Below are 26,039 nucleotides of genomic sequence, written 5' to 3'. Positions count from 1 at the left end.
GGAGTTGTGCCGATTCTCGGACGGGAACACGACCGGCGCCGGTGTTGCTGTCAACGGCGGCGTCGGTCGCCGTATGAGAGGTACGCTCGCCGGTATTGTCCGACGTGGGCGTTCCCGACGGGGAGGCACGGTGAAGTTTCTGCTATTGATCTACAGCAATCCGGAGAACTGGGAGCATCCCATGTTCCTGCGCAATCCGGAGTTCCTGGCGATGCCGGCGGCCGAGCGCGAAGCTTTGACGGAGCAGGCCGAGGCCCTGGGCCGGGAGATCAGCGAGTCTGACGAGCTGGTGGTGGCCGCGGCGCTGGCCGATCCGGTGACCACCCGTACGGTTCGGGTGCGCGACAACGTGCTGACCACCACGGACGGCCCGTACCTGGAGACCAAGGAACAGCTCGCGGGTTACGACGTGCTCGACTGCGAAAGCATGGAGCGGGCGATCGAGATCGCCTCGCGGATTCCCGATGCGCGGTTCGGCGCCGTCGAGATTCACCCGATCATGGATATGTCCGGCCTGGAGATGTGAGCACCGGCGGGGAGATCGAGGACCTGCTGCGCCGTCCGGCGCCGCGGGTCCTCGCCGTTTCGGGGCGGCATCGCGACAATCGTCCGGCCCGGCATCGCGACAACCTCGAAACCGTCGGAGAAGCGGCCCGGTAGCGTTCGGGCCACCACGACACGGCGGCCCGAACGCAGTGCACCACAGGCCGGAATGCCTCCGGCCTGTGGTGCGTGGGATCCCGGTGGGTCAGAGGAACGGGGTGTTGGGTTCGAGCCCGCACAGGCTGCGGCCGTACAGCTCGATGTTGGTGTCCGGCAGGGTCAGCGCGTGCATGGCCATGGCGTGCAGATTGCGCTGGATGCGCTGGATCGGGACGTCCTCGTAGATCGACGATGCCCCGCTGGCCGAGGCGAGGATGTTGACCGCCCGCTCGGCGAGCTGGGCTATCCGCCCGAGTTGCACCCGGGAGTAGATGCGATCGGCTTCCGACCACGGTTCATTGATCTTCGCCTTGCGCTCCACCATCTCGGCGAAGCGGTGCGCCCGAGCCTCGGCCTCCTCCGTCAACAGCGCCGCCTCGCCCACCTTGAAATGAGTGATCGGCGCCTCGCGCTGGCTCTGGTAGTAGGTGTAGGTGATCTTCCGGCCCGGGAGCCGTTCCAGGAAGGACTCCATGGCGTATTTCGCGGCGCCGATGGTCTGCCCGGCCGTCGCCGCGGTCGAGGTGACCAGCAGCGGCACCTCGTAGATCGGCTTCGCCGCGTTGGCCCGGGACTGGCTCTGCGGGCTGAACAGATCGCTCTGCGCGACCACGTGTGCCGCGGGCACGAACAGGTCCTTCGCCACGGTGGTGACACTGCCGGTGCCGCGTAGCCCCGTCACGTGCCAGTCGTCGACGATCTCGATCTCGCTGGCGGGAATGAGCGCGGTCATCGGCACCGACTGGCCGTCCGGGCTGTCCAGCATGGCCGCCGCGAAAACCCAGTGGCTGTGCAGTACGCCGGAGCTGAAGCGCCATCGGCCGTTGTAGACGTAGCCCCCGTCGACCGGAGTGGCCGTACCGGTCGCCGAGATGTTGCCGCACACCCGGACATTGGGCGTGGCGAACACCTCGTCCTGCACCTCGTCGGGAAAACGCCCGACCAGCCAGTTGATCAGGGACCAGACCGAGATGCAGAAGGCGGCCGAACCATCACCCCGGGCGATCTCCGCGTGGACGTCGATCAGGGTACGGGCATCGCTCTCGAACCCGCCGTACTGTGTCGGCACGCGCATCCTGAGCAGGCCGGAGTCCTCGAACGCCCGGATCACGTCGTCGGGCAGCCGCCGGTTGTCGTCGATCCACCCGCTCCGCTCGCGCAACAACGGCACCAGCGACGAGGCGCGCCGGACCAACTCTTCACGCGTCGGGGCCACCGTCTGCGTCGGCGACATCATGCCCTCCTGGGTGTCGAAATCTGGGAAGTGCTCTGCAATGGAGCCGGGTCGCCAGCGATGTGGCACTTGATTCTGCATTGACGTGCGCCGTAGGCGCACCTCCGAGGATGCGATCCCGGTGGTCATTTCTTGCGCTTTGCGGGGCACGCTCGGAGATGCGGTTTTGGTACGGCGAGACCCAGAATCAGATCCGCGAGGGCTGCGAAATGCCGAAAATGCCGCATGCCCGTCTACTCGCCGCTCGCCGCTCGCGGCGGAGCCCTGTGGGATCGCGCGACCCCGTGCTCATGCCGCGGAACCGGAAGCCAGAGACCATTCACTGTTAGGGGAAAACCGATGGACGACAACCTTCGGCATCGTCAGGTGCAGGTCGGCGATTCGTCGCTGCACGTGGTGGAGGCCGGCACGCCCGGGGCACCCCCGGTCGTGTTCGTGCACGGCTTCCCGACCTCCTGGGTGACGTACCGCAGGGTGCTGGAACTGGCCGCGCCCTCCGCGCACGCCATCGCGGTGGACCTGCCCGGGGTCGGCGGCTCGCTCGGTGATCCGACCGACGGGACCAAGAAGGCGATCGCGGGAAAGTTGTACGGACTGTTCGAGGCGCTCGGGCTCAGGGACGTGACACTGGTCGGCAGCGACGTCGGCGGGATGGCGGCCTTCGCCTACCTGCGTCACTTCCCCGGACTGGCTCGCGCGGTGATCCTGCACGTTGTCATCCCCGGGGTGTTCCCGTGGGAGTTCGGTACCCGTGACCCCTCCATGTGGCACTTCCACTTCAACGCCATGCCGGGCCTGCCGGAGGCCCTGGTCGCCGGCCGTGAACGGCAGTTCTTCGACCACTGGTACGACAACCTCTCCGGGGACGGGAGCCGGATCAGCGAGCAGTCGCGACAGGAGTACGTGCGCGCGTACCAGACCGAGGGCGCGCGGCGGACGGCGTTCTCCTGGTATCGCGCGATGCCCCGCGACGTCGCGGAGAACCAGGCCGCGACAACGGACGTCACCACCCCGCTGCTCTACCTGCACGGCGCGAAGCCGGCCGGTCATTCGCTCGACCCGCACGTGAAGGGCTTCCTGGAGGCCGGTATCCGCAACGTGTCGGCCGCCTGGGTGCCCGACGCCGGGCACCTGGCCCACGAGCAGAACCCGGAGGCGTACTGGTCCCTGGTGGCCGACTTCGCCGGCATCCCGGTCCGCTCCCCGGAGCGGACCGGCTGAGACGCCACGCACCGCCGTGCCTGTTCCGGCGATCCCGATCCGCCGAAGGCAACGCATCACCGCAGGCAGCGCATCACCGAAGATGCGGCACCCGGAAAGTCGATGGGAAAGTCGACGGGCGCCCTCTCATTCAGTGCGACTAGGAGCCCAGCGTGAAGCCGTTTCGAATTGAGATTCCGCAAGCCGATCTGGATGACCTGAACCGCCGGATCGCCGCGACCCGTTGGCCGGAGAAGCTCCCGGACACCGGCTGGGACCGCGGTGTGCCCACCGCCTACCTCAAGGAGTTGGCCGAGTACTGGCGCACGTCCTACGACTGGCGTGCCGCCGAGGCCGAACTCAACCAGTACCCGCAGTTCACTACCGAGCTCGACGGCGCCAACGTGCACTTCCTGCACATCCGGTCGCCCGAGCCGAACGCGACGCCGCTGCTGATCACGCACGGGTGGCCGGGCGCGGTCGCGGAGTTCACCAAGGTGATCGGCCCGCTGACCGATCCCCGCGCGCACGGCGGCGACCCGGCGGACGCGTTCGACCTCGTCATCCCGTCGATCCCCGGCTACGGGTTCTCCGGCCCGACCGAGCAGACCGGCTGGAACCTCATGCGGGTCGCCCAGGCCTGGGCGGAGCTGATGCGCCGGCTCGGGTACGAGCGCTACGTGCCGCAGGGCGGCGACTTCGGTGCGCCGATCTCGATCCTGGTGGGTCTCGTCGACCCCGAGCACGTGGCCGGCGTACACCTCAACATGCTGGCCACCACACCCAGTGAAGACCCGGCCGACCTGGAGAACCTCAGCGAGGTCGACCAGGCCCGGATGGCGCACTCGCAGCGGTTCAACGACCACCTCGCCGGCACCATGAAGCTGCACTCCACCCGCCCCCACACGGTCTCGTACGCGCTGACCGACTCGCCGGTCGGGCAGCTCGCGTACATCGTGGAGAAGTTCAAGGACTGGACCGACTCGGACCGGTTCCCGGAGGACGCGGTCGATCGCGACCAGTTGCTGACCATCGCCACCATCTACTGGCTCACCGGTACCGCCGGCTCGTCCAACCAGACCTACTACGAGTCGGCGGAGCAGCTCCCGATCAACCTGCCGGTCGGCCGTTACCCGACGATCCAGGCGCCGATGGGGGTGGCGGTGTTCCCGCACGCCGCGTTCGTGGCCATCCGCCGGTTCGCCGAGCGCGACTTCCCGACGATCGTGCACTGGTCGGAGTTCGACCGTGGTGGCCACTACGCCGCCATGGAGGAGCCGGACCTGCTCGTCGACGACATCCGGACCTTCGGCCGCCTGCTGAAGAAGGACTGACGTCGGCCCCGGACGGGCGGAGTCGGGGTGATGAGCGGGACGGGCGACGGCCCCGCGCGGATCCGGCCGTCCGGGAGCGCGCGGCCGGTCCGTCGGGCCGGGCGCGATTCCGTGTACGGCCTGCTCGACCAGGCAACGGGCCGGCTCGTCGGCACCGGGCCCCGAACCCGCTCTGACCGCGTGACACACAGGAGGAGGAACCGATGACCAAGGATCAGATCGGAAAGCGCGCCGTGGTGCTCGGCGGGAGCATGGGCGGGGTCCTCGCGGCCCGGGTGCTGTCCGAGTTCTACGGGGAGGTGCTGGTCGTCGACCGGGACAAGGTGGTCGGTGTCAGCGAGCCCCGCCGCGGCACGCCGCACACCATCCACGCCCACGCCCTGCACGCCCGCGGCCACCTCATCCTGGAGGACCTGTTTCCGGGCCTCACCGACGGGCTGATCGCGGACGGGATCCCCACCTGCGACCTCGGCGAGATGCACTGGTACATCAACGCGCGCCGGCTGCGCGCCGCGTGGACCGGTCTGCGTTCGGTGATGGCGCCCCGGCCGATGCTGGAGGAGAAGCTCCGGGCCCGGGTCGCCGCCCTGCCCAACGTCACCTTCCTGGAGCGGTACGACATCCTCGGCATCGTCGCCACCCCGGACAACCAGCGGATCGTCGGCGTACGGGTGCAGGCGCACGAGGGTGACGAACAGGAGCGGCTGCTCGAGGCCGACCTGATCGTCGACTCCACCGGCAAGGGCTCCCGTACCCCGGTGTGGCTCAACGAACTCGGCTACACCCGTCCGGAAGAGGAAACCGTCAAGATCGGCCTGGCGTACACGACCCGCCACTACAAGCCGTACCCGGGCATGCTGGAGGGAATTCCGTCGATCAACCAGATCGCGGGGCCGTCGCACCCGCGCGGCGCGTTCTTCGGCAAGATCGGCCCGGACCTGGTCAACCTGTCGCTGACCGGAATCCTCGGCGACTACCCGCCGACCGACCCGGACGCGTTCCTCGACTTCGTCCGCAGCCTGCCGGTGCCGCAGATCTACGAGACCCTGCGCGAGGCCGAGCCGATCAACGACCCGGTGAGCTTCCGGTTCCCGGCCAGCGTACGGCGGCACTACGAGAGGCTGCCCCGCTTCCCGGAGGGGTATCTGGTCATGGGCGACGCGGTGTGCAGCTTCAACCCGGTGTACGGGCAGGGGATGAGCGTCGCCGCGATGGAGGTGGTCGCCCTCCGTGACGGGCTCCGGCTCGGCTCGCCACCCGACGCCGCCGACTTCTTCACCGAGGTGTCCCGCATCATCGACACCCCGTGGGAGATCTCGGTCACCGGTGACCTGGCCTTTCCCGGCGTCCCCGGCGAGCGTCCGCTGAAGGTACGGGTCGGGAACGCGTACATGGCGCGGTTGCAGTACGCCGCGACGAAGGACGCCAAGGTCACCGAGGGCTTCATGCGGGTCGCCGGCCTTCTCGACCCGCCCGAGGCGCTGATGCGCCCGCAGATGGTCGGCCGGGTACTGCGGCGCTCCGTCCGCCGGCCCGTGCCCGGCAAGCCCGTACCGAGTGGCGTCTCGTCCGACGCGGGTGCCAGGCCCACCGCCTGACCCCGGCGACCGACCCCGCCGAAGTCGGGCGGGGTCGCGGTGAATCCGACCGGGCCATGAGGGACCGAAGCTTTTCGGGACCTCGTGGTGCCGGAATGTCGATTCCGGGCCGTCCGCTCCGACCTCTGCTGTGAGGGAGCCATCAGGCGCCCGACGCATGCGACAAGGACCGACCGGGAAACCCCGTTTGGAGGAACGACGTGTCCGACAGCCATCGACCCGAGCCGACGGCGACCGCCGAGCCCGGGCCAGCGGTCCCCGCGCCGGATCCGCGGCGCTGGAAGGCGCTGATCCTGCTCTCCGTCACCGCCTTCATGGTGATCCTCGACGCCCAGATCGTCCTCCTGGCGCTGCCGTCGATGGAGATCGATCTGGGGGTCTCGGCCAACGTGGGCCAGTGGTTCCTGAGCGCGTACATGTTGGCCTTCGGTGGTCTGCTGCTCTTCGGCGGCCGGCTGGCCGACATGCGCGGGCGCCGCCAGATGTTCATCGTCGGCACGGCGCTGTTCCTGGTGTCGTCGCTGCTGTGCGGCCTTGCCGGCTCGGCGGGCGTGCTGATCGCCGCCCGGGTCGTGCAGGGGGTCTCGGCGGCGCTGCTGGCACCGTCCGCGCTGGCGATCCTGATGACGATGTTCCCGGAGGGGCCCGAGCGCAACAAGGCGCTCGCGTTCTGGTCGGGGTTGGGCGGGATCGGCGCCACGGCGGCCCTGCTGATCGGCGGGCCGATCACCGACACCCTCGGCTGGGAGTGGATCTTCTTCATCAACATTCCGGTGGCCATCGGCATGTTGATCTTCGCGCCGATCCTGCTGCTCGAGAGCCGTGAGTCGGGTGCGCGGGCGTACGACCCGGCCGGGGCGTTCACCAGCACCGTGGGACTGATGCTGCTGATCGCGGCCATCGTGTGGGCGCCCACCAGGGGCTGGGCCGACGGCACGGTCCTCGCCATGCTGCTCGGCGCGGTGGTGCTGATCGCCCTGTTCGTCGTCGTCGAGAGCCGGTCGGCCGCGCCGCTCCTGCCGCTGCGGATCTTCCGGAACCGGCTGTTCGTCGGGGGCAACCTGGCGATGACCCTCTTCGCCATGACGACCGTGGGCATGTCGGTGGCGATCACGACGTACGCCCAGCGGGTGCTCGGCTACACGCCGATGGAGTTCGGCCTCGGCATGCTGACGATGACGCTGATGACCCTCGTCGGAGCCTTCGCCGGTCAGGCCGCGATGACCAAGCTCGGGTTCCGTCCGGTGGTCGCCGTCGCCGCCGTGCTCATGATCGGTGCCCTACTCCTGCTGTCGCAGGTGTCGCCCGACGGCACCTACTTCGCCGACCTGTTCCCGGGCCTGCTCCTCTTCGGCCTCGGGCTCGGTGCCGGGCCGGTGGCGGCGGTCGCCGCGGCGCTCTCCACGGTGGACCAGGAAATCGCCGGTGTGGCCTCCGGCGCCACCAACGCCACGTTCCAGCTCGGTGGCGCGCTCGGTGCGGCGATCATCTCGGCCGTGGTCGTCTCCGCCGGCGGCGATTCCGGGGACCCTGCTCGGATGACCGACGGCCTCCAGGCGGGACTCCGGGCCGACGTGCTCGTCGCGTTCGCTTGCCTGGTTGTCGCGTTGGTGCTGCTGCGGCCGGTCACTCAGCGGCTCGCCAGCAGGGTGCCGCAACCGTCCTGAGCGAGATCGGCGAGGGCGGGGGAGCGCTCAAGCGCTTCCCCGCCCTCGGGTGCTGTTCAGGCGGCGGCGCGGTAGAGCGCCTGCCAGTAGTAGCTCCACGGCGGTGCCCACTCGTCGGCCAGGTCCGTCCAGCCCGCCGCCGGGCGGTACGCGTCGACGAACTTGGCCGACTGGACGCGTACCACCTCGCTGTCGTGGATGTCGATGACGTCCCGGAGCAACCCGGTGCGCAACGCCATCGCGACGAGCTCCTGACCCTCGGCGTGGTCGTCGAGGCTCGGGTCGAGGTACTTGCCGACCGGGTTCTTCACGTACAGGTGGCGGCAGTGACGGGCGACGAAGGCGAGGTAGTTCCGGACGACCTCGGCGTCCATCTCGGCGAACGAGTCGATGTTGAGGCACAGGTCGAACCGGAGGCCGGCGAGCGTCTCCTCCAGGTCCCCGGCCGGCACGAACCGCACCTTGGCGAAGTCGTCGGCGTCCAGGACCTCCCGGAGGTAGGCCCGGGCGAGGTCGAGCGAGTTCTCCAGGTCGACGATGTAGTACCCGGCCACGTCGTGGTTGGCCAGTACGGCGTGGCACGTACGGCCGTATCCGGCGCCGATCTCCAGAACGGTCCCGCCGTCGAGCGCGACATGGCGCTCCATGAACTCCAGCTCCAGCACGGCCTGCAGATAGTCCATGCAGACCAGCTCGCCGTGGATCCGTACCGCGATCGGCGCGCCCGTCTCGCGACCGCCGATCCGGCGCAGCCGCTGCCAGCCGGCATCGTCCAGCCCGTCGGCGACGTTGTAGATCAGCGACTTGAGGTAGCGGACTCCGTTGGTCCGCGGGTTCCACAGGGCGAGCTTGAAGTTGACCCCGGCCGATTTGAAGCCGGCCAGGTCGACGCTCGATTCCTTCGTGATGCGCGTCCGATGGTAGGTGTCCCACAGAGTGCTGCCACCGTACTTGTCTGCCATGCCGCCATCCTTCGCGAGTACGCGGCGCGGGACATCCGATGGAGTGCGCTCACCGGCCCATCCGGCTGTTGCGCAATTTGGGAGAAGGAAAGCGCGGCCACCGCCACCACTCGGTGGTAGCCGCGCAACACGCATGCGCGGCTACCACCGACCGTGTCGTACGGAACGGTCAGCCGATGCTCCGGGCGAAGTTGAAGAAACGGTGCGGGTCGTATCTGCGCTTGATCTGCACCAGCCGGGGGTAGTTCTCCGCGTAGTACGCCTGGCGCCAGTCCGGCAGCGACGGATCCATGTAGTTCTGGTAGCTCTCCGGCAGGGAGTGTTCACTGAGCACCCGGAAGCTGTCGGCGAGCCATTCCTCGCACGCCGTGGTGTCCTCGTCGGTGTAGTCCGGGTGGTTCAACGTACCGGTGTAGCCGATGAGCATTTCGGTGGTGCGGTGGACGTAGGCGGTGTCCGTCCGGGCCGGCACGTTCGCCGCCCCACCAAGCGTTTCGAAGTAGAGCATGCGGTTCTGCCCACTCCGTGCCTTTCCTGGTGCGGCCAAGGCTTCGAGGAGTTGGTCGACATTCGGTGCCGGCTCGTCGAACATTCGGCTGCGGGTGTGGTAGTAGTTCTGCCGGGGAGTCTGGGCCACCGGAGAGGTTCCGACGCGGTGGCACTGCTCGGTGGTCAGTTGTGCACAGCCGTAGATGTCCATGGTGGCGTCGAAGACCGACCGTTCGATGACGTTCCGGACGGCCGGAGTCACGCCGATCGTTCCCGCCAGCGTGTCGAGGTGGCCGTTGAGTTCCTCCACGGTGCCGTACCAGTTGCCGAGTACGACGAGCTGCGGGGTCTGGCCCAGGTCCGGGATCATCGCGAGCAGGATCGAGGCGAGGTCGTTGGACGAATCGATCGCCCACCGCTGCCAGTGCTCGATGACCTCCTTGGCGATGTCCCACGACCAGGACACCATGTAGCTCACCATGGTGCGGCGGTGGACCGGCTTGAGCTCGTAACTGGTGATCACACCGTAGTTTCCGCCGCCGTTGCCGCGCAGCGCCCAGAACAGGTCGGGGTGTTCGTCGGCCGAGGCGCGTACGACCCGCCGGTCCGCCAGTACGACGGTGGCCTCGACCAGTTGGTCGCACGCCATTCCGTACTTGCGGGTCTGCCAGCCGATACCACCGCCCTGCATGAATCCACCCACGCCCACGGTGGGACAGATCCCGCTGACCAGTGCCATTCCGTGCGGGGTCAGCGTGCCGAGGGCGTCGACCTGCTGGGTGCCCGCGCCGATGACGACATTCGGCCCCCTCATCCTGATCTGGTTCATCCGGGAGACGTCCAGTACCAGGCCCTGTGTGGTCGAGTAACCGCCGAAGCTGTGCCCACCGCTGCGGGGGACGGTGTGCAACGAGTGGTCCTGGGCGAACGCCAGGGCGATCTGTACGTCTCTTCTGGTCTCGCAGTAGGCGACGGCCTGCGGACGGATGCTGTCGAATTGAGCGTTTGCCAGCTGCCGGGCCTGTAAGTAGCGGCCATCCGACGGCAGGACCAGGTCGCCGTCCAGGTGGCGACCGAGTGAATTCCAGTCGACCCTGCCGCCGCGTCCCGAGGGGGTGGTGCCGGAGGCGTAGACGGCTGATGCAGAGGAACCCGCCACGGCACCGATAGCGGATACGGCGGCGAGGCCAAGGAAGCCACGGCGAGTCAGGTCTTTGGTCACAGCGATCCCTTCCTGATCAAGCGGACATCACAGGGAGTCTATCGATGATCGCGTACCTTGCATCTCCTGTCTTGCTGATTTTTGACTCAGCATCAAAGGAGTAAATCCACTTTGGAGAACAATCAACCGGTACGTGCACGAGTCGCCGCGCGTGGCAAATGCGATGCGACCGGAAAATTGCGGAGAGTAACGCCGCGAGTCCACAATGGATCGGCGAAAGGACCCGGAGATCACGGGTTCGGAAGTGCGCTGGCAGCGGGCTCGGCGCCGCCGCCGGTCAGGAGTCTTCCGGGGCCAATCGCGCCGCACGGCTGTGCAGGTAGTGCTGCTCGGGCAGGCTGGTGGTCAGACGGGCGGCCCGCCGGTACGACTCGTGTGCGCCGGCGCGGTCACCGGCCATCTCCAGCAGATGTGCCCGTACCGCGTGCAGGCGGTGGTGGTCGGGTAGCCGGCCGTCGGCCTCCAGCGGGGCGAGCAGTTCGATCCCGGCCTGTGGTCCGCGCACCATCGCGACCGCGACCGCATGACCGAGGGACACCATGGGGCTGGGCGCGACCTGCTGCAACAGCTTGTACAGCGCCACGATCTGCGGCCAGTCGGTGTCCTCGGCGCGGCCGGCCTCGCTGTGTACCGCCGCGATCGCCGCCTGGAGCTGGTACGGCCCGAGCCGCGCCCGGGACAGGATCCCGGTGATGAGATCGAGCCCCTCCTTGAGTGAGTCCGGCTGCCACTGGGTGCGATCCTGCTCGGCGAGCGGCACCAGACTGCCGTCCGGGCGGGTACGGGCCGGCCGGCGGGCGTCGGTGAGCAGCATCAATGCCAGCAGCCCGGCCACCTCGCCGTCCTGGGGCAGCACCTTGTGCGCGATCCGGGTCAGCCGGATCGCCTCGGCGGTCAGGCCGACCCGGTGCAGACTCGGCCCCGAGGTCGCGGTGTAGCCCTCATTGAAGATCAGGTACAGCGCGTGCAGCACGACCGGGACCCGCTCGGCCCGCTCGTGCTCGGGCGGCATCTCGAACGTCGCCCCGGCCGCCCGGATGCGCTGCCGGGCCCGGCTGATCCGCTGGGCCATGGTCGTCTCGGGCGCCAGGAACGCCTTGGCGATCTCGGCCGTGGTCAGGCCACCGACCGCGCGCAGCATGAGCGCGACCTGGGAGGCCGGGGTGAGGCTCGGGTGACAGCAGAGCAGCATCAGGATGAGCGTGTCGTCGGCGTCCCGTCGTTCGACATCGGCCGCGGGCGAGAGGAACTCGTCCGACGGGGTCTGGGCGTGCACCCATTCCTCCCGCTGCCGGCTCGCCTGCTCGCTGCGGAGCTGGTCGGTCATCCGCCGGGAGGCGACCGTGATCAGCCATGCCGAGGGGTTGTCCGGTACGCCGCGCCCGGGCCACTGTGTCGCGGCGGCGAGCAGTGCCTCCTGGACCGCGTCCTCGGCGGTCTCGAAGTTGCCGAAGTGGCGGACCAGCGCGGCGAGGACCCGCGGCGCCAGCCGGCGCAGCAGGTCCTCCAGCTCGTGCGTGCCGCTCACATCTCCTGGCCAGGCATCTCAGCTCACCCCTCCGCGCCGCGCCGCACCGGCCGTGGCGCAGGCGGGTGGTCAGGCCGACGGGCCGGCGACGCCGACGACGTTACCCTCCGGGTCGGAGAAGTGCCCGACAGCGAAGTCACCGGACTTCGGCTCGGGTCCCATCAGGCGCTTGCCGCCCAGGCTCTCGGCCTTCTGCAGCGCGGACTCGACGTCCGGTACGCCCACGTAGAACACGACCCGGCGCTCGTAGCCCTCGCCGCCACCGATACCGCCGTTGATCGCGTTTCCGTCGCCGTTCGTGTTTCCCTCGATGAAGTGGTAGTTGCCCGGCTGGGAGACCTTTTCCGTGGTCGCGTCACCAGCGGTGGACTCCCAGTCGAACAGCCCGGCGTAGTAGTCGCGGAGCTTGGTGGGATCCGTACCAATTATTTCGAAATGTACCACAGGTAGACCCATTGTCCAGTCCTCTCCTCGGTCGTCGGGCACCACCGGTCGGGCCCTCACATCAGAGGTCGGAGCCAGCCTCCCGGAATCGACATTCCGGTGTCATCCGGACCGGAAAAAATCGCCCGGACCAGCGGCGGGGGGTGCCGGAGGCGGGGTCAGGCCGGGACCGGGGCGGCGACGGGCAGCACGGCGCAGTCCCGGCAGCGGGCCTCGTAGGTGTAGGTCCCGTCGTCCGGCAGTGCGGTCGACGGCGGGAGCACCCGGATCATCGGCTCACCGTGTTCGAGCACCTGGGTGTAGACGGCGGTGAAGTGCCGGCAGATGTCGCACACCGCGCGCCGGTAGGTCACCGTCGCCGGACCGAGTTCGAGCAGGGCGCGTACGGGGGCGAACATCTCGCCCCGGTGATCCAGGTCGATCCCGGCCGCCACCACCCGGGTGCCCCGCCCCAGCAGGGTCCGGACCACCGACACGTCGGTGACGGTGAACATGTGCACCTCGTCGATCCCGACCACCTCCACCTGCTCGTCCAGGGCGGCGGCGAGCGAGGTCGTCTTCACCGTCGCCAGGGCGGCACCGCTGCGGGAGACGACGCCGACGTCGCGTACGTGCCGGGCGCTCTGGTAGACCCGGTGCCGGACGTTGGTGTACTGCAGGGGCGAGAGCAGGCTGACGAGTTCGAGCGACTTTCCGCTCTTCATCGGCCCCAGGATGACGGTGAGATCCACGGGCCACACCGTAGCGCCCGACCCGACCGGCGAGAACTCGTCTCTCGGTTACCCTGACCCCCGTCGATGATCAAGGCTCGACGATCAAGGCTCGACGATCACGGGGAGGACGGGCATGCGACGTACAGGTTTGGACCGGCGGACCTTCGGCAAGCTGATCGGGGCGGCAGGTGCCGGGACGTTGACCGGGGGCGCCCTGGTCACGGCGCCCGCGCGGGCCGCCGCACCGACCTGGAAGGTCACCGGTACGGCGGTGACCGCGCTGAAGAGCTTCGACGACACGATGAAGAGCTTCATGCAGGCGCGGAACATCTCCGCCGGCCAGTTGGCCGTCACGCACCAGGGGCGGCTGGTGCTCGCCCGTGGTTACAGCTACAGCGACGACCCGGCGCAGACGGTCGCGCCGACCTCGCTGTTCCGGATCGCCAGCCTGTCGAAGTCGGTGACCGCCGCCGCGCTGGCCCGACTGGCCCAGGACGGTGCGGTGGCGCTCGGCACCCCGGTAGCGTCGCTGCTCGACCTCACCCCGCCGGCCGGGCAGACCGCCGACCCCCGGCTGTCGCGGGTGACCCTCTGGCAACTGCTCCAACACACCGGGGGATGGGACCGGGCCCTGGCCTTCGACCCGAACTTCGCCGACCGGACCATCTCCCGGGCGCTGGGCGTACCGATGGAGTTGTACCCGGCCGACGTGATCCGGTACATGGCCGGCCAGCCGCTGCAACACGACCCCGGTACGAGGGTCGCGTACAGCAATTTCGGCTACCAGTCGGCCGGTCGGGTGATCGAGGCGGTCAGCGGCCTGCCCTACGCCATGTACGTGCAGCAGAAGCTTCTCGCCCCGCTGGGCATCACCCGGATGGCCCAGGGTTGGAGCATCGCCCCGCACGCCGGTGAGGTGCGTTACCGCTCCCAGTACACCGGCCCGACGGTGTTGAACGAGACCGGGGCCACCGTGGCCGCGCCGTACGGGGCGTTCAGCATGCGGTTGCAGGACGCCAACGGTGGCTGGATCGGGTCGGCGGTGGACCTGGTGCGCTGGGCGTCGGCCTTCGACGCCGCCGGTCCGGTGCTGAACAGCACCTCGCTGGGGCGGGTCTGGGCCGTTCCCGGCGGGATCGGGGTCGACCCGGCCGGCTGGTACTACGGGCTGGGCTGGCAGGTCCGCCCGGTCACCACCGGCGGGACCGGCCGCAACACCTGGCACACCGGCAGCATGCCGGGAACGTACTCGCTGCTGGTCCGGACGTACCAGGGGCGGAGTTGGGCGGTGCTGTTCAACCAGCGCGACGATGCGTCGGGTCTGGCGTACCCCGAGATCGACCCGCTGCTGTGGGCGGCCTCGGCCAAGGTGACCACCTGGCCGACGACGAACCTCTACCCGAACTACTTCTGAACCCGGACACCCTGATCGTCGGTTACCGGTGGAAACCCGCACGGCGGGTGCCCGGCGCGACAACCGACGATCAAGGGCGTCGGGGCGGCTGCCGGGTGTCAGCCGGCGTTGATGATGCCCTTGATCCAGCCGGTGATGTTGTCGACCCGGACGGTGGTCTCCTCGAGGGCGTGCGGACAGGTCGGCCCGCCGCTCTCGATCGAGACGAGGCTGCGCACCCCGCGCTGGTTGTCCCGGAAGTACGGGGCACCCGAGTCGTACGCGCAGGCGCTGGTGTCGGGGAACGGGGCCAGGCCGGTCATGCCGATGGTCGGCCCGGCAATGGACGTGACGGTGAACTCGCCGGTGCGGAGCCGGTTGGACGGGACCGGGTTGGTGCCCTGGATGGAGCCGAAACCGGTCAGCCGGACCACCTCACCGGGTGCCGGCGGGCGCAGGCTCAGTGCGAGCGGCGCGATGGTGGTGATCTGGCGGTCGAGCCGGACCAGTGCCAGGTCCCGCTCGGGGTGCTGACGAACCGTGATCACCTCCGCCTCCTCGCCGATCGAGGACGACATGTCGGCCCGCCCGACGGTGGCGAGGGTCTCGTCGGCCAGGGTGCGTTCCACCCGTACGCCGTTGAGGTCCCGGAAGCAGTGGCCGGCGGTGATGATCCACCTCTGTTGGACAAGGGCGCCCGAGCAGGCGCTGTTGCGGCGCCCGCCGTCGGCGGTCGGGATGCCGGTCATGGTCAGCTTGACCGCGAACCGGTAGAGACCGTTCGGAACGTCGACGCCATTCGCGACCGCGTTGGCCGGACCGGCGGGGACGAAGGCGAGACCGGCGACCAGCACCGGCGCGAGCAGCATCCATATCGACCGGAATCGACGCTTGCGTAACACAGGCACCACACATCCTTCGGTTGGTTGCTTGTGTCGGGATTATGGCTCAGTAGCGGGGTTGCCGCGCGCCCTGACCCCGCCCGTCCACACCGGACCAACCCCGATGCTCCCGGTCGGAGCAGGTCGGGGGCGGTACGGCAGCCGGCCCCGGATCCACGGTGATCATCCTCGATCCCCCGGGGTTGGGCGCGCCCCCGACTTCGGGGCGAGACATCGCCGCCGGCCTCTGGGCATGATCGATGCGGGCAGCTCCCGCCGCGGGTGTGATCGGTACCCGATGGGGCGGGTGCCGGGAAGGGTGCCATCCGGCGGGATAAAAGCCGTGAACGCGGGTAGACCGGCTCGGACGGGGGGAGGTGTGCCCATGGCGACGGTCCGGGACGCGACGTACGACCTGCTGCGCCAACTCGGGCTGACCACCGTGTTCGGCAACCCCGGTTCGACCGAGGAGCCGTTCCTCGGCCACTTTCCGGACGACTTCAGCTACGTCCTCGCGCTCCAGGAGGCGTCCGCGGTGGCGATGGCCGACGGGTACGCCCAGGCGACCGGAGAACCGGCGCACGTCAACCTGCACACCGCCCCCGGCACCGGGAACGCCATGGGCAACCTGATCACCGCCTGGCACAACAAGACCCCGTTGATCGTCACCGCCGGCCAGCAGGCCCGCGAGATGCTGCTGATCGAACCCCGACTGACCAGCGTCCGCGCTACCGAACTGGCCCAGCCGTACGTGAAGTGGAGCTACGAGCCGGTCCGGGCCCAGGACATCCCGGCGGCGCTGATGCGTGCGTACAGCACGGCGGTGCAGCCACCGGCCGGGCCGGTCTTCCTCTCCCTGCCGCTGGACGACTGGCATCAGCCGGCCGATCCGCCACCGCAGCTACGGCAGGTCAGCCGTCGGTACGCGGCCGACCCGCAGCGGCTGGCCCACTTCGCCGACCTGCTCGCCGAGAGCGCCAACCCGGTCCTGGTGCTCGGCGGCGGGGTGGACCGCAGCGGTGGCTGGTCGGCCGCGGTCGCGCTGGCCGAGCGGACCCGGGCCCCGGTCTGGTCCGCGCCCGCACCCGAGCGGATCGGCTTCCCGGAGAACCATCCGCAGTACCAGGGCATCCTGCCGTTCGCCATCGGGCCGCTCGGCGAGCGGCTGAGCGGGCACGACACCATCCTGGTGATCGGGGCCCCGGTCTTCCGCTACTACCCGCACGTGCCCGGCGACTACCTGCCTGCGGGCGCGCAACTGCTGCACATCACCGACGACCCGGCCGAGGCGGCCCGTGCCCCGGTGGGGGAGAGCCTGCTCGGTGACCCCGGTCTGGCCTGTGCGGCACTCGCCGCGCTGGTCCCGGTCGCCCAGCGCCCGCTCCCGCCGGTACGGTCGGCACCGCCGGAGCCGGAGGTCGGCAACCCGCTCGCCCCGGCGGCCCTGTTCGCCGTACTGGCCCGGCACTGGCCGGCCGACGGGATCCTGGTCACCGAGACCCCGTCGAACCTGAGCATCCTGCGCCGCCACCTGCCGATCACCCGCCCCGGCTCGTACTTCACCACGGCCAGCGGCGGACTCGGCTTCGGACTGCCGGCGGCGGTCGGTGTCGCGCTCGCCCAGCGGGCCACCGGCCAGCAACGACCGGTGATCGCGGTGATCGGCGACGGTTCGTTCCAGTACTCGGTCCAGGCCCTCTGGACCGCCGCCCAGCAGCGCCTGCCCGTCGTGTTCGTGGTCCCGGTCAACCGCCAGTACGGCATCCTCAAGGCGTTCGCCGAGTTCAAGGAGACCGCCGGGGTGCCCGGACTGGACCTGCCCGACCTCGACATTCCCGCGGTGGCCGCCGGATTCGGTTGCCACGCGCCCCGGTTGGCAACGCCGGACGAGTTCGTCGACGCGTTCCGGGCGGCGCTCGGCGCGAGCGGTCCGACCGTACTGGCGGTGCCGATCACCGCCGACGTACCACCGATCCTGTGACCGGGGGCGGGTGGCGGTTCAGGCGCCGGTGACCCCGTCGACTCCCTGACGGATCAGGTCGGCGTGGCCATTGTGCCGGGCGTACTCGCCGATCATGTGGACGAAGACCAGGCGCAGGGAGATCTCCTTGCCGTCCGCGCCGACGAAGGTGGCGTCCAGCGGGGCGTCCTCGACCGCGCGGCGGGCCGCCTCCTGCTCGGCGAGCAGTTGGGCGTACTCGGCCTCGGCCCGCGCCGGGTCGAGATCCTCGAAGTCGGCGTCCTTCCACTCCGGGGTCGAGTAGAGCATCTCGACCGCCTCGCCCCGGAACCGGCGCCGGAACCAGATCCGCTCCACCTTGGCCAGGTGCCGGACCAGGCCGAGCAGGGACAGGTTCGACCCGGCGACACTCGCCCGCGCCAGTTGCCCGCCGTCGAGTCCGGCGCACTTGAGCAGCAGCGTCGTCCGGTGCCAGTCGAGCAGCCCGCGCAGCAGTTCCGGCTCCGGCGCGTTCGGCGCCCCACCACTTCGCACCACCACCGGTGCTGTCCACGTCATCGCCACAGGATGTCACGAGTGGTCGTGGAGGTTTCCTTCCCCATGATCGCCGAGGATGAGTGCCCCTTCCGGCGGAGGTGTCGGTGGAGCGGGGGTGCGGGTTAAGCTACTAACCCGATCGGAATTAGAGGTAATGCGAGGAGCCCGCCGATGACCGCCAACCCCGCCATCCCGGTGCAGACCGAGCCCGCCACCGCAGAGCCGCCCACCGGCGCCGACGTCGTGGTGCTGGTCGGCAACCCGCGTCCGGGTTCCCGCAGCCGTACGCTCGCCGAGGCGGCGACCGAGGCGCTGGTCGCCGGCCTGGCCCGGTCCGCCACCGTGCTGCACGGCGTACAGGTGCTGGAGCTGGCCACCCTGGTCGGGGTGAGCTTCGACGCCGAGCCGGTGCGGGGCTCGGCCGAGGTCGCCGACCCGTTCGAGGTGGTCCGGTCGGCCCGGCTGCTGATCGTGGCGACCCCCACCTACAAGGGCAGCTACACCGGACTGTTGAAGATCTTCCTGGATCAGTTCGGCCACCGGGGACTTGCCGGCGTGGTCGCCGTACCGGTCACGATCGCCGCCTCGGACGCGCACCTGCGCGCGGTGACCAACAGCCTGACCGACCTGCTGGCCGAACTCGGCGCCACCCTGCCCGTCGAACCGCTCGCCGTGCTGGAGGGGCAGCTCGCTGCGGGGTCCGACCTGGTCGCGGCGTGGGTCGACCGGCAGGTGGGACTGGTCGGCGGGGCACTGGCCGGGCTGCGGGTCCGGGCGTAACCCGGGCGGGCGACGCCGGGTCGGGTTAGCGTGGTTCGGCGTGTTGCCGCGCCCGACCCGGCGGTCGGCGGCCAACGCGTCACCGGCCGCCGACCAGCAACCCCGTGAAGGACGAGCGTCATGGACGACATCACCGCGCTGATCCTGGACGACCACCACGCCTTCCGTCGGGGGTTCGCCCGCCTCGACGACGCCCGCGACGAGGCCGAGATCCGGGCCGTCTGGGAGGCGCTCGCCCTGCACCTGGACATCCACGCCGAGGCGGAGGAGTCGATCCTCTACCCGTACCTGGTCCGGCACGGTGACGACGGCGCGGACGAGACCGACGACGCGATCGGCGACCACAACAAGATCCGGGACGCCATCGCCGAGGCGAAGAACCACGTGCTCGGCACCGACGAGTGGTGGGCGGCGGTCTGGCGGGCCCGCAAGGAGAACAGCGAGCACCTGGCCGAGGAGGAGGACGGGGCGCTGGCCGACTTCCGGCGGCACGCCGATGTCGAACTGCGTGCCCAGCTCGGCGCCCGGTGGCTCACCTTCTACGGCGAACACCCGGGCGGCAAGGGGCTCATGTTCCGCGACAAGGACCCGAAGCAGTACATCGAGGCGCATCGCTGACCCCACCGCCGGGCGTCCGGCCGCGACAATGGCGGGGTGACGGTCCACCCGGCGTTGGCCCCCCTGGTACGGGGCACCACGTACCGCCGCGGCGTGTTCCTGCTCCTGGGCGGGGTGCTGCTGCTGCCGTACCTGCTGCTCGGGGTCCTGTTCGGCACCATGCTGACCGGTTCGGACACGCCACGCGGGGCGACCGTCCTGGTGCTGGCCGTGGCCGTGGTCATCGCCGCCGTACCGATCTTCCTCGGCGGCAGCCGGGCACTGGAGATCGCCGCCGCCCGGGCGCTGCTCGACGTCGACCTGCCGGAGCCCTCCCGGTCCGGACGGCTGGACCGGGAGACCCGGCTGCGCGCCGCGCTCTGGATCGGCCTGCACCTGGTCACCGGTGGTGTGGTGATGTGGGGCCTGATCACCGCACTGCCGATGGCGCTGGTGTTCATCGCCCAGTGGTTCGGCATCGGGGCCGAGGCGATGGCCGGGACACGCTTCGGTCCGCTGGACGAACACGACACCGGCTGGTTGGTCGGCACCGGTCTGGTCCTGCTTCTCGGCCTCGGGTACGCGGTCGCGGGTCTGGGGGCGCTGGCCACCCAGATGGCGCCGGTGCTGCTCGGCCCGTCGCAGACCGAACGGCTGGCGGTGCTGGAGGCGCGGGCCGCCAGACTCGCCGAACGCAACCGACTGGCCCGGGAACTGCACGACTCGGTCGGGCACGCGCTCACCGTCGCCACCCTCCAGGCCGGTGCGGCCCGGGAACTGCTCGACACCGACCCGGAGTTCACCCGCCGGGCGCTGCTGGCCATCGAGGAGACCGCGCGTGCCGCGATGGACGACCTCGACCACGGACTCGGCCTGCTCCGGGAACGGGAAGACGATCCGGCGGGCCGCGGGGACGACCGGCGATCCGCGCCGGACCGAGGTGACGGGGAACCGGAGCCGGCCCGGTCACCACAGCGGGACCTGGCCGACCTGGACCGGCTGGTGGCCGAGACCACGGCGGCCGGACTGCCGGTCCAGGTCGAGCTGACCGGCGCCGTCGACCGGCTGCCGGCGATGCTGTCCCGGGAGGGTTACCGGATCGTGCAGGAGGGGCTGACCAACGCGGCCCGGCACGGCGGCCGGCGGCCGGTTCGGCTGCGGATCGGCGTACCGGTGGGGTTCCTGGAGATCGAGCTGGTCAACCCGATGGTGGGGACCGCGGACCGGCGCCGGCGCGGACGCGGGCTGGCCGGCATGCGGGAGCGGGTGCTGCTGCTCGGCGGGCGGATGAGCGCCGGACCGGACGGGGCCGAGTGGCGGGTGTCGGTGCGGCTGCCGACCGAGCGGGAGGTGTTGTCATGAGCGGACCGGCGGGATTCGGCCCGACCATCGACGTGCTGATCGTGGACGACGAGGAACTGATCCGGGTCGGCCTGCGGGCGATCATCGACGCCCAACCGGACCTGCGGGTGGTCGGCGAGGCAGCCGACGGCGCCGAACTGCCGCCGCTGCTGGCCCGGCTGCGTCCCGCGGTGGTGCTGATGGACGTACGGATGCCCGCGATCGACGGCATCCAGGCCACCCGGCGGCTGCTCGCCACCTCCGTCGACCCGCCCAGGGTGCTGGTCCTGACCACCTTCGGCAACGACGAGTACGTCTACGCCGCGCTCCGCGCCGGAGCCAGCGGTTTCCTGCTCAAGCGGGCCCGCCCGGCGGAACTGGTGGCCGCGATCCGGCTGGTGGCCAGGGGCGACTCGCTGCTGTTCCCGGCGGCCGTCCGGCGGCTCGCCGCCGCGTACGGGGGGACCGGGGGCGACCGGCTCGACCGGGCCCGGCTGACCGGCCGGGAGGCCGAGGTGCTGCGCCTGATGGCCGCCGGACTGTCCAACGTGGAGATAGCGGAGGCGCTGGTGGTCGGGGTCGAGACGGTGAAGACCCACGTCGGCAACGTGCTCGGCAAGCTCGGCGCCCGGGACCGTACCCAGGCGGTGATCGCCGCGTACGAGTCCGGCTTCGTCACGCCGTCCGCCGGCTGAACCCCGACGCCGTCCGCCGGCTGAACCCCGCCGGGGCTCCCCCGCCAGGGGGAGGTGGTTCACCCCGGCACGGGAGGTAACCGGGCACCCCGCTCGCGAGGGTGGTTACACGACACCACCGCCCTCGACGAGAGGAAACATGATGACCGGGACAACCGCCCCACCACTCGCGCCGCCGGTGCGGGACCCGGCCGGCGGGTCGACGGATTACGCCGGCTGGCTGACCGCCGTCTGGGCCGCCCTCTACGGCCTGCTCGCGCTCGGCTGGACGATCACCGGCGACGGCTACCCGTACGGGGCCGGCACCCGGGGCAACGAGGCGAACCTGCTGCGGCTGCTGACCGACGCCACGGGGGCGCCGGTCTTCGCCGCGATCGGGTTCCTCACCGCGCTGCTGGCCCTGGCGATCACCGGACCCCGGGCGGTACGACCGCACGGCCTGCCCCGCGTACTGCTCCTCGGGTACGGCTGGGCCGTGGTCGCGCTGCTGCTCGTGGTCGTACCCGACATGCGGGTGCTGGCGCTCGCCGGGTACGCGCCGATGCTCATCCTCGGTGCCCCGTTCGGCTGGCCGGACGTCGACTACGCGGAGGTGTTCGACTGGACCACGATCAACAAGATCTGGGTGGTGCTCGGTGGGCTGCTGCTCGCCCGTACGCTGGTCGGCTGGCAGTCGCGTACGGCCGCCCGCGGCACGGCGCACGGGCCGGGTGCGGCCGGTGCCGGCTGGACCACGGCGGTGTCGGCGGCCCGCTGGGGGCGATGGGTCACCTGGATCGCAATGATCATCCCGGTGCTCTACGCGCTCACCCGGTTCGCCTGGCTGGCGAACATCCCGCTCGGCCTGACCGCGACCGAACTGCGCGACCTGCGCTCCGGCGACGGCGTCTGGGCCGGAGCCGGCCTCGCGGCGTTCGCCGTGGTGGGCGCCGTGCTGACCGTGGGGCTGACCCGGCCCTGGGGGGAGCGTTTCCCACGCTGGATGATCGGGATCGCCGGACGGCGGGTGCCGGTCAAACTGGCGGTGGTGCCGGCGACCCTGGTCGCGATCTTCGTCACCTCGGCCGGGGTGGGCCTGTTCAGCCATCCGGAGTTCCTGGAGCTTGCCGGCGACCTCAATCCTGCGGTGCTGCCGATGCTGCTCTGGCCGCTCTGGGGCGTTGCGCTGGGCGCCGCGACCCTCGCCTACCACCTGCGTCGGCGCGGCCCGGCCGAGCTCCGGCAACCGGCCGTCCCCCACGACGGACCAGATGATCAACCTCAGCCCTGACGGCCGGGGGTGGTAGCGAGCTAGCGTGTTCCAGGTGACGGAGATATCCCAGTTGCCGCCCAACCCGCCGGCCGACCTGCCGCGCACGCTCGGAGAGCTGCGCGCGGCGGGTCACCGCTACCGCACCGTGAAGCAGGAACTGCGGGAGAACCTCCTGGCCCGGATGCGAGCCGGCGAGGACCGGTTCCCCGGCATCGTCGGTTACCAGGACACCGTGCTCCCCGAGGTGGAACGCGCCCTGCTCGCCGGCCACGACCTGGTCCTGCTCGGCGAGCGCGGGCAGGGCAAGACCCGGCTGATCCGGGGACTCGTCCAGCTCCTCGACGAGTGGACCCCGGTGCTGCCCGGCTCGGCTCTCAACGAACACCCGATGCAACCGCTGACCCCGGCCGCCCGCCGGCTCGCCGCCGAAGCCGGTGACGACCTGCCGGTGGCCTGGCTGCACCGCTCCCTGCGCTACGGCGAGAAGCTCGCCACCCCGGACACCAGCGTCGGCGACCTGATCGGCGACGTGGACCCGATCCGGATCGCCGAAGGTCGGACCCTCGGTGACCCGGAGACGATCCACTTCGGGTTGGTGCCGCGTACGAACCGGGGCATCTTCGCCGTCAACGAGCTGCCCGACCTGGCCGAACGGATCCAGGTGTCGCTGCTCAACGTGCTCGAGGAACGCGACATCCAGGTACGCGGCTACCAGCTCCGGCTGCCCCTGGACCTGCTCCTGGTGGCCAGCGCCAACCCGGAGGACTACACCAACCGGGGCCGGATCATCACCCCGCTCAAGGACCGGTTCGGCGCCGAGGTCCGTACCCACTACCCGCTCGAACTGGAGCTGGAGCTGGACCTGATCCGGCAGGAGGCGGCCCTGGTCGCCGCCGTACCGGAGCACGTCCTGGAGGTGCTCGCCCGGTTCGCCCGCGCCGTACGCGAGTCGCCGTCGGTCGACCCCCGCTCGGGTGTCTCGGCCCGGTTCGCCATCGCCGCCGCCGAAACCGTGGCCGCCGCCGCACTGCGCCGGGGCGGCCTGCTCGGCGAGGAGGCCGAGGGGACCGGCGCACCGGTCGCCCGGGTCGGTGACGCGGTCTCGGTGACCAGCACCCTGCGGGGCAAGGTCGAGTTCGAGAGCGGCGAGGAGGGCCGCGAGGTGGAGATCCTCGGCCACCTGCTGCGTACCGCCACCGCCGAGACGTTCCGGGACCGGCTCGCCGGGCTGGACCTCTCCGGTTTCATCAACCTGGTCGCCGAGGGCGCGGTGATCGAGACCGGCGAACTGGTCGGCACCGCCGACCTGCTGCGCCAGGTGGGCACCGTACCGGGGCTGGCCAAGGCGCTGGACCGGCTCGGGCTCGGTGACGCGCCCACGCCGGGCGAGGCCGCCGCCGGGATCGAGTTCGTGCTGGAGGGGCTGCACCTGACCCGCCGGCTGGCCAAGGACGTGACCGAGGACGGTCGGACCCGCTACGGCGGGCACAACCCGGAGGGCGGCCGCTCGGCCGGTGGGCGGGGCTAACCGATGAGCCCGACGGACGTACCCGGCGGAAACCGGTTCCGGTACGGCTCCTGGCGCGGCGGCCCGGACCCGCTCGCCCCGCCGTACGACGTGCGTGCCGCGGTCGACTCGGTCGGCGCCGAGGTGCTGGCCGGCGGCAGCCTCCGGGACGCGCTGCGGGCCCTGCTCCGGCAGGGCCCGACGGGCGGCGCAGGACTGGACGAACTGCTCGCCCGGGCCCGGCGGATGCGCCGTGAGGCGATGCGCCGGGGCAACCTCGACGGCGCGGTCACCCGGGCGCAGGCGCTGCTGGACCAGGCGCTCGCCGCCGAACGCGACGAGCTGCGCGGGCGCGACGACGACGCGGCCCGGTTCGCCGAGGCGGTGCTGGACAACCTGCCGAACTCCACCGCCCGCGCGGTCGAGGAGCTGGGCGGTTACCAGTGGACCAGCGACGAGGCCCGGCAGGCGTACCAGCAGATCCTCGACGGGCTGCGCCGGGACGTGTTGGAGCAGCGGTTCTCCGGGCTGCGCGACGCGCTGCGCTCGTCGGCCGCCGACCCGGCCGCCCGGCAGCGGCTGGGCGAGATGATGCACGACCTGAACGACCTGCTCGCCCGGCACGGTCGGGGCGAGGACACCACGGACGCGTTCGCCGAGTTCATGGGCCGGCACGGCGAGTTCTTCCCGGAGCAGCCGGGGTCGACCGACGAGCTGGTGGACGTACTCGCCCGGCGGGCCGCCGCCGGGGAGCGGCTGATGCGGTCGCTGTCCGACCGGCAACGGTCCGAGCTGGCCCAGCTCATGGAGTCGGCGCTCGGCCCCGACCTGGCGGCGGAGATGGCCGCTCTCGACGGCAACCTGCGCGGCCTGCGTCCCGACCTGGCCTGGGAACGGCGCGAGCGGGTCCGGGGCGACCAGCCGCTCGACTACGGCCAGGCGACCGGTGCGCTGTCCGAGATCGCCGAGCTGGACGACCTGCTCGACCAGCTCGGTCAGGAACATCCGGGCGCGACCCTGGACGAGGTGGACGTGGAGGCGGTCCGGCGCAACCTGGGCCGGGACGCCGCCGACGACGTACGCCGGTTGCGTGACCTTGAGCGGGAGCTGCGCCGGCAGGGTTGGGTGACCCGGGGTGCAGACGGCCTGACGTTGAGCCCGAAGGCCCTGCGCCGGCTCGGCGGGACCGCGCTGCGTCGGGTCTTCGCCGACCTGGGGTCGGGCCGGCGCGGGGAACACGACCTGCGCGCGGCCGGCGCGGCCGGCGAGGTCACCGGGGCGTCCAGACCCTGGGAGTACGGCGACGAGCAGCCGCTCGACGTGGTGCGCACGGTCGCCCGCGCGGTACGCCGAGGTGGTGGCGGGGTGCCGGTGGCCCTCGCGGTCGAGGACTTCGAGGTGGTGGAGACCGAGCGGCGCGCCTCGGCGGCGGTGGCGCTCTGTGTCGACCTCTCCTTCTCGATGGTCTCCGAGGGACGCTGGGGCCCGATGAAGCAGACCGCCCTGGCCCTGTCGCACCTGGTGGCGACCAAGTTCCCGCAGGACGCGTTGCAGATCATCGGCTTCGGTCGGGAGGCCGCCGAGCTGTCCCGGGAGGAGTTGGCGGCGGTGGAGCCGGAGATGGTGCAGGGCACCAACCTCCAGCACGCGCTCCGGCTGGCCGGTCGGCACCTGCGCCGGCACGCCGGCAGCGAGCCGGTGGTGCTGGTGGTGACCGACGGGGAACCGACTGCGCACCTGGACCCGGACGACGGCGTCGGGGTGTTCAACTGGCCGCCGCTGCGGGAGACGATCGAGGCCACCGTGGTCGAGGTCGACGCCCTGACCCGGTACGGCGCCACCATGAACCTCTTCATGCTGGGCGAGGACCCCGGCCTACGCCGGTTCGTCGACGCCGTGGCCAAGCGCTCCGGCGGCCGCGTCTTCACCCCCTCTCCCGACGACCTCGGCCAGTACGTCGTATCCGACTACCTCCGCGCCCGCCAAGGCCGCCGCCGCTGACC

Annotated in this window: 22 protein-coding genes; 14 read left to right on the top strand and 8 right to left on the bottom strand. The window is 70.8% G+C overall.

Features of this window, described 5'->3' with window-relative positions:
* Positions 1 to 130: 130 nt before the first annotated feature.
* Positions 131 to 526 (top strand): YciI family protein, encoded by a 396-nt coding sequence (locus tag OIE47_RS07725; protein ID WP_326560817.1) that lies wholly within the window; start codon positions 131 to 133, stop codon positions 524 to 526.
* 222 nt (positions 527 to 748) lie between these two features.
* Here OIE47_RS07725 and OIE47_RS07720 read toward each other — a convergent pair whose 3' ends face one another.
* On the bottom strand, positions 749 to 1,936 hold the full coding sequence (locus OIE47_RS07720; protein ID WP_326560816.1) for an acyl-CoA dehydrogenase family protein: 1,188 nt from the start codon (positions 1,934 to 1,936) through the stop codon (positions 749 to 751).
* Between the two features lie 339 nt (positions 1,937 to 2,275).
* Between OIE47_RS07720 and OIE47_RS07715 the strand changes: the two genes are divergently transcribed.
* The 4 genes from OIE47_RS07715 (at position 2,276) to OIE47_RS07700 (ending at position 7,735) form a co-directional block, all read left to right on the top strand.
* Complete coding sequence (locus OIE47_RS07715; RefSeq protein ID WP_326560815.1) at positions 2,276 to 3,157, top strand: alpha/beta fold hydrolase; 882 nt, start codon at positions 2,276 to 2,278, stop codon at positions 3,155 to 3,157.
* Positions 3,158 to 3,309: 152 nt separating this feature from the next.
* Positions 3,310 to 4,470: an epoxide hydrolase family protein gene (locus OIE47_RS07710; RefSeq protein WP_326560814.1), complete on the top strand. Its 1,161-nt coding sequence runs from the start codon at positions 3,310 to 3,312 to the stop codon at positions 4,468 to 4,470.
* Positions 4,471 to 4,673: 203 nt separating this feature from the next.
* Positions 4,674 to 6,068 (top strand): FAD-dependent oxidoreductase, encoded by a 1,395-nt coding sequence (locus OIE47_RS07705; protein ID WP_326560813.1) that lies wholly within the window; start codon positions 4,674 to 4,676, stop codon positions 6,066 to 6,068.
* A gap of 200 nt (positions 6,069 to 6,268) precedes the next feature.
* Complete coding sequence (locus OIE47_RS07700; protein ID WP_326560812.1) at positions 6,269 to 7,735, top strand: MFS transporter; 1,467 nt, start codon at positions 6,269 to 6,271, stop codon at positions 7,733 to 7,735.
* A 56-nt stretch (positions 7,736 to 7,791) separates the two neighbouring features.
* On the opposite strand, the gene OIE47_RS07695 is transcribed toward OIE47_RS07700, so the two are convergent.
* The 5 genes from OIE47_RS07695 to OIE47_RS07675 form a co-directional block, all read right to left on the bottom strand.
* Positions 7,792 to 8,697 carry a putative sugar O-methyltransferase gene (locus OIE47_RS07695; protein ID WP_326560811.1) on the bottom strand — a complete coding sequence of 302 codons (906 nt, stop codon included), beginning with the start codon at positions 8,695 to 8,697 and terminating at the stop codon, positions 7,792 to 7,794.
* Between the two features lie 169 nt (positions 8,698 to 8,866).
* Entirely contained in the window at positions 8,867 to 10,345 is a 1,479-nt protein-coding gene (locus OIE47_RS07690) for an FAD-binding oxidoreductase (protein ID WP_326560810.1), read from the bottom strand.
* Positions 10,346 to 10,685: 340 nt separating this feature from the next.
* Positions 10,686 to 11,936 carry an RNA polymerase sigma factor gene (locus tag OIE47_RS07685; protein ID WP_326560809.1) on the bottom strand — a complete coding sequence of 417 codons (1,251 nt, stop codon included), beginning with the start codon at positions 11,934 to 11,936 and terminating at the stop codon, positions 10,686 to 10,688.
* A gap of 69 nt (positions 11,937 to 12,005) precedes the next feature.
* Positions 12,006 to 12,392, bottom strand: coding sequence for a VOC family protein (locus OIE47_RS07680; RefSeq protein WP_326560808.1), 387 nt, complete (start codon positions 12,390 to 12,392; stop codon positions 12,006 to 12,008).
* Between the two features lie 146 nt (positions 12,393 to 12,538).
* A complete protein-coding gene (locus tag OIE47_RS07675; protein ID WP_326560807.1) occupies positions 12,539 to 13,111 on the bottom strand; it encodes a thymidine kinase in 573 nt (190 codons plus the stop codon).
* 115 nt (positions 13,112 to 13,226) lie between these two features.
* On the opposite strand from OIE47_RS07675, the gene OIE47_RS07670 reads away from it, so the two are divergent.
* Positions 13,227 to 14,507 carry a serine hydrolase domain-containing protein gene (locus OIE47_RS07670; protein ID WP_326560806.1) on the top strand — a complete coding sequence of 427 codons (1,281 nt, stop codon included), beginning with the start codon at positions 13,227 to 13,229 and terminating at the stop codon, positions 14,505 to 14,507.
* Between the two features lie 98 nt (positions 14,508 to 14,605).
* On the opposite strand, the gene OIE47_RS07665 is transcribed toward OIE47_RS07670, so the two are convergent.
* Positions 14,606 to 15,355 (bottom strand): S1 family peptidase, encoded by a 750-nt coding sequence (locus OIE47_RS07665; RefSeq protein WP_326560805.1) that lies wholly within the window; start codon positions 15,353 to 15,355, stop codon positions 14,606 to 14,608.
* A 397-nt stretch (positions 15,356 to 15,752) separates the two neighbouring features.
* Between OIE47_RS07665 and mdlC the strand changes: the two genes are divergently transcribed.
* The gene (gene mdlC / locus OIE47_RS07660; RefSeq protein WP_326560804.1) at positions 15,753 to 17,348 is read left to right on the top strand and encodes a benzoylformate decarboxylase; all 1,596 of its coding nucleotides are present in this window, start codon (positions 15,753 to 15,755) and stop codon (positions 17,346 to 17,348) included.
* Between the two features lie 18 nt (positions 17,349 to 17,366).
* Here mdlC and OIE47_RS07655 read toward each other — a convergent pair whose 3' ends face one another.
* Positions 17,367 to 17,885, bottom strand: a complete 519-nt coding sequence (locus OIE47_RS07655) for a DinB family protein (protein WP_326560803.1) — start codon at positions 17,883 to 17,885, stop codon at positions 17,367 to 17,369.
* A gap of 150 nt (positions 17,886 to 18,035) precedes the next feature.
* Here OIE47_RS07655 and OIE47_RS07650 point away from each other — a divergent pair, with 150 nt between their 5' ends.
* From OIE47_RS07650 to OIE47_RS07620, 7 genes are all read left to right on the top strand, one after another.
* On the top strand, positions 18,036 to 18,644 hold the full coding sequence (locus tag OIE47_RS07650; RefSeq protein ID WP_326560802.1) for an NAD(P)H-dependent oxidoreductase: 609 nt from the start codon (positions 18,036 to 18,038) through the stop codon (positions 18,642 to 18,644).
* Between the two features lie 120 nt (positions 18,645 to 18,764).
* On the top strand, positions 18,765 to 19,262 hold the full coding sequence (locus tag OIE47_RS07645) for a hemerythrin domain-containing protein (protein ID WP_326560801.1): 498 nt from the start codon (positions 18,765 to 18,767) through the stop codon (positions 19,260 to 19,262).
* Positions 19,263 to 19,298: 36 nt separating this feature from the next.
* Positions 19,299 to 20,603, top strand: a complete 1,305-nt coding sequence (locus OIE47_RS07640) for a sensor histidine kinase (protein WP_326560800.1) — start codon at positions 19,299 to 19,301, stop codon at positions 20,601 to 20,603.
* Positions 20,600 to 21,277, top strand: coding sequence for a response regulator transcription factor (locus OIE47_RS07635; protein WP_326560799.1), 678 nt, complete (start codon positions 20,600 to 20,602; stop codon positions 21,275 to 21,277). The genes OIE47_RS07640 and OIE47_RS07635 overlap by 4 nt, the downstream gene beginning before the upstream one ends.
* A 142-nt stretch (positions 21,278 to 21,419) precedes the next feature.
* Positions 21,420 to 22,547: a hypothetical protein gene (locus OIE47_RS07630; protein ID WP_326560798.1), complete on the top strand. Its 1,128-nt coding sequence runs from the start codon at positions 21,420 to 21,422 to the stop codon at positions 22,545 to 22,547.
* Positions 22,548 to 22,581: 34 nt separating this feature from the next.
* Positions 22,582 to 24,057, top strand: coding sequence for a sigma 54-interacting transcriptional regulator (locus tag OIE47_RS07625; protein ID WP_442792059.1), 1,476 nt, complete (start codon positions 22,582 to 22,584; stop codon positions 24,055 to 24,057).
* 3 nt (positions 24,058 to 24,060) lie between these two features.
* Complete coding sequence (locus OIE47_RS07620) at positions 24,061 to 26,037, top strand: vWA domain-containing protein (RefSeq protein ID WP_326560796.1); 1,977 nt, start codon at positions 24,061 to 24,063, stop codon at positions 26,035 to 26,037.
* The last annotated feature ends 2 nt before the right edge of the window (positions 26,038 to 26,039 follow it).

The sequence above is a fragment of the Micromonospora sp. NBC_01796 genome (genome assembly GCF_035917455.1).
Classification (GTDB): Bacteria; Actinomycetota; Actinomycetes; order Mycobacteriales; family Micromonosporaceae; genus Micromonospora_G.
This window is presented reverse-complemented; position numbering and strand designations above follow the sequence as displayed.

What these genes read in the sequence shown, in the direction of transcription:
- OIE47_RS07720 (WP_326560816.1), bottom strand. Translation starts at nt 1,936, where the DNA reads ATGTCGCCGACGCAGACGGTGGCCCCGACGCGTGAAGAGTTGGTCCGG.
- OIE47_RS07715 (WP_326560815.1), top strand. Translation starts at nt 2,276, where the DNA reads ATGGACGACAACCTTCGGCATCGTCAGGTGCAGGTCGGCGATTCGTCG.
- OIE47_RS07705 (WP_326560813.1), top strand. Translation starts at nt 4,674, where the DNA reads ATGACCAAGGATCAGATCGGAAAGCGCGCCGTGGTGCTCGGCGGGAGC.
- OIE47_RS07695 (WP_326560811.1), bottom strand. Translation starts at nt 8,697, where the DNA reads ATGGCAGACAAGTACGGTGGCAGCACTCTGTGGGACACCTACCATCGG.
- OIE47_RS07680 (WP_326560808.1), bottom strand. Translation starts at nt 12,392, where the DNA reads ATGGGTCTACCTGTGGTACATTTCGAAATAATTGGTACGGATCCCACC.
- OIE47_RS07670 (WP_326560806.1), top strand. Translation starts at nt 13,227, where the DNA reads ATGCGACGTACAGGTTTGGACCGGCGGACCTTCGGCAAGCTGATCGGG.
- OIE47_RS07665 (WP_326560805.1), bottom strand. Translation starts at nt 15,355, where the DNA reads ATGCTGCTCGCGCCGGTGCTGGTCGCCGGTCTCGCCTTCGTCCCCGCC.
- mdlC (WP_326560804.1), top strand. Translation starts at nt 15,753, where the DNA reads ATGGCGACGGTCCGGGACGCGACGTACGACCTGCTGCGCCAACTCGGG.
- OIE47_RS07655 (WP_326560803.1), bottom strand. Translation starts at nt 17,885, where the DNA reads ATGACGTGGACAGCACCGGTGGTGGTGCGAAGTGGTGGGGCGCCGAAC.
- OIE47_RS07650 (WP_326560802.1), top strand. Translation starts at nt 18,036, where the DNA reads ATGACCGCCAACCCCGCCATCCCGGTGCAGACCGAGCCCGCCACCGCA.
- OIE47_RS07645 (WP_326560801.1), top strand. Translation starts at nt 18,765, where the DNA reads ATGGACGACATCACCGCGCTGATCCTGGACGACCACCACGCCTTCCGT.
- OIE47_RS07635 (WP_326560799.1), top strand. Translation starts at nt 20,600, where the DNA reads ATGAGCGGACCGGCGGGATTCGGCCCGACCATCGACGTGCTGATCGTG.
- OIE47_RS07630 (WP_326560798.1), top strand. Translation starts at nt 21,420, where the DNA reads ATGACCGGGACAACCGCCCCACCACTCGCGCCGCCGGTGCGGGACCCG.
- OIE47_RS07620 (WP_326560796.1), top strand. Translation starts at nt 24,061, where the DNA reads ATGAGCCCGACGGACGTACCCGGCGGAAACCGGTTCCGGTACGGCTCC.